The 2,724-nt window shown below is 41.3% G+C and carries 2 protein-coding genes; both read right to left on the bottom strand.

Annotated elements, in window-relative coordinates:
- Window positions 1-379 precede the first annotated feature (379 nt).
- Entirely contained in the window at window positions 380-1,417 is a 1,038-nt protein-coding gene (locus K1J10_RS10345; protein ID WP_223357293.1) for a zinc-binding dehydrogenase, read from the bottom strand.
- Between the two features lie 89 nt (window positions 1,418-1,506).
- Window positions 1,507-2,601 carry a ferrochelatase gene (hemH, locus tag K1J10_RS10350; RefSeq protein ID WP_223357295.1) on the bottom strand — a complete coding sequence of 365 codons (1,095 nt, stop codon included), beginning with the start codon at window positions 2,599-2,601 and terminating at the stop codon, window positions 1,507-1,509.
- Between the last annotated feature and the right edge of the window lie 123 nt (window positions 2,602-2,724).

A 2,724-nucleotide genomic window follows, 5' to 3' on the forward strand; every position in this document is an offset into this window, starting at 1 on the left:
TTGTGTGAATACTTACAGTTTACCCCAATGAAACGCTATGAGTTTTTTTGTTGCACTATATTTTACAATTTATCTAAAGAAATAGAAAAAACCTAAACAGATACCAAACAGAAAACACGCACAAAGAGGTCGGTTTCTATCTTGTATATGTTTAGGTTTTGCCTGCATGATCAGTAACAATCCATGAACTTAGTATAGCACAAAAAAATTATTATGCAAGCGCTTTTATAAAATATTTTTGATTTTTTGTTTTCCTTCTCTTCCTTTCAGCATGAAAATTCTTCATAAATAAAGGTTTTAGTCTTTGTTCATCATGATAAAAACATTTTTATACAATAAGTTAAAAGTCTAGCAGAAACGATTCTACTAGACTTTTTCGTTACTCTATCACAATCATAGACTTGATGGTCTTGCGTTCATCCATATCTTTATAGGCTTGGTCGATTTCTTCTAAACTATAGCTGTGCGTAAAGACGCGTCCTGGATTGATGTCGCCATCAAGAACAGCCTTGAGCAAAAACTGTTTGTCATAGGTGGTGACAGAGGCTGCTCCACCTGCCACGGAAATATTTTGAGCAAAGGTTGAACCAAGAGCACGGTTATTGTAGTGAGGAACACCGACAAAACCTAGGCGCCCTCCATTGTGAAGAACCCCAAGGGCTTGGTCGACAGCTGTCGCTGTACCGACACATTCAAGAGCTACATCTGCTCCTCCACCAAGGATTTCACGAACCTTGGCAATCCCTTCTTCCCCACGCTCCGCTACGACCGCTGTTGCACCAAATTCTAAAGCCATTTGTTGGCGGTCCTCATGACGACTCATGAGGACAATTTGCGATGCTCCCCGCATCTTAGCTGCAATCACAGCACATTGACCAACAGCACCGTCACCAATAACAACTACCTTGTCACCTTTTTGCACATCAGCCACACGCGCCGCATGGTAGCCCGTCGGCATGACATCTGCCAGCGTCAAGAAGGATTTGAGCATGGCTTCTGTATAATCAGATGGCTGCCCAGGGATTTTGACAAGGGCCCAGTTGGCGTATTCAAAGCGCATGTACTCTGCTTGAACCCCATCAGACCAGTTGGTGCCGATATGGCGGTCACAGGTCCCATCATAGCCAGCACGACAGGCATCACACTCCCCACAACCATGAGTGAAAGGGGCGATGACAAAGTCTCCCGGTTTCACCGTTGTAATAGCTTCTCCGATTTCTTCAACGATCCCAATAGCTTCGTGCCCACTATTTTGGTGCCCCTCTTCAATATCTGGATTGCGGTAGCTCCATAGATCAGAGCCACAGACACAGGTGCGAACGATGCGGAGAATGACATCATCTGGTGCCTCGATGTGTGGACGCTCCACTTCTACTAGGCCCACTTGCCCAGCTTTTGTATAAACTGTTTTCTTCATAGGGACGGCCTACTTTCTATTGCTTACTTGACTATAGTATACACTTTTTATCGAGCTCTAGCCCACTTCCTGATTTAAAACTCCATCATTTAATCATATTTTTTTCCATACTTCTTTTCAAGCATTTTCTTAACTAGATAGGGCATCTTGACATTCTCTCGACCTTTTTTAGCAATCAATTTTTTGACGAAATCAGGCATCTGAATATCTTTTTCTGCTTCCAAAATCTGACCTATACTTGAAGGAGCTTCCAACTCATCAAAAGTCTCTAGCTTAGGTTGATAGTCACTATAGTCACCATCTATATGAGACTGAATGGTTGACAGAAGGGCTTTAATCAGTCGTGAATCGCTATTTGGCATAGGAGGTCGATGATAGGCCACTCCGAGCTCTTGGCATAGCTCCTTACACTCCACATCATTATCAAAAAGAACCTCAATATGCTCACTAATAAAAGCAATCGGAACAAAAATATAGTGGTTCGGGTGTTCACTCTCATCTCTCAGATATTCTAAGACATCTGGTTTAATCCAAGGAATACCTATATCACTCTCACTCTGCCATGTATTAGTATACTGCTCTTCCTTTAGCCCTAAAATCTCCGCAATCAAGCGACTATTGTCATAAATCTGGTCGATATAGGGGTCACCGAAATCTATTGCCAAAACTGGGACACTATGAGCTGAAAAAATCACCTTATAGCTGTCATCTCTAATTTGATCTAAAATATTTCGAATCTCATCAGCCCAGTAGTGAAGAAGTGAAGGTTCTTGGTACCAATCCTTGATAATTTGAAACTTCATCTGATCACTTTCTAAAAATTTCTCATATCCCATGACAGAATAGTAGGAATAATGAGGCTCTAAAATCAAGCACAAACATTCTTTAATTCCATCTAACTCCATTTCTTTGATCACATCTGTGATGAAAGGGCGGGAAAATTTGTTGGCAAAGTAGACCGACGCTTGATTTCCAAGAGCAGTAGCAACCATGTCCACTTCTTCTCTAGTTATCCTTTGGAGTGGGGTTCCACCGATTCGGACGTAATTGTCATATAAAGTCTGAATTTCATGTGGTTCAGGACGAACCCCACGGCGTATATTTGTGAAAAATTCCGCTACTCCTTCATAGGTAATCTCTTCTGGTGACCCAAAAGTCATCATCAACACAGCTCTTTTACTCATAACTACTCCTTACTATATACTTTCCACTATTTTACCATGAAAAGGATTGGTAGTGTACAATAAGTTGTGTAAACACAAAAAGGAATAAATCCTGTATAGTAGAGTTGCAACACATTTACTAGA

This window comes from Streptococcus australis (genome assembly GCF_019930045.1).
Lineage (GTDB): Bacteria > Bacillota > Bacilli > Lactobacillales > Streptococcaceae > Streptococcus > Streptococcus australis_D.

Coding starts and splice junctions, on each gene's coding strand:
- hemH (WP_223357295.1), bottom strand. CDS start 2,601: ATGAGTAAAAGAGCTGTGTTGATGATGACTTTTGGGTCACCAGAAGAG.
- K1J10_RS10345 (WP_223357293.1), bottom strand. CDS start 1,417: ATGAAGAAAACAGTTTATACAAAAGCTGGGCAAGTGGGCCTAGTAGAA.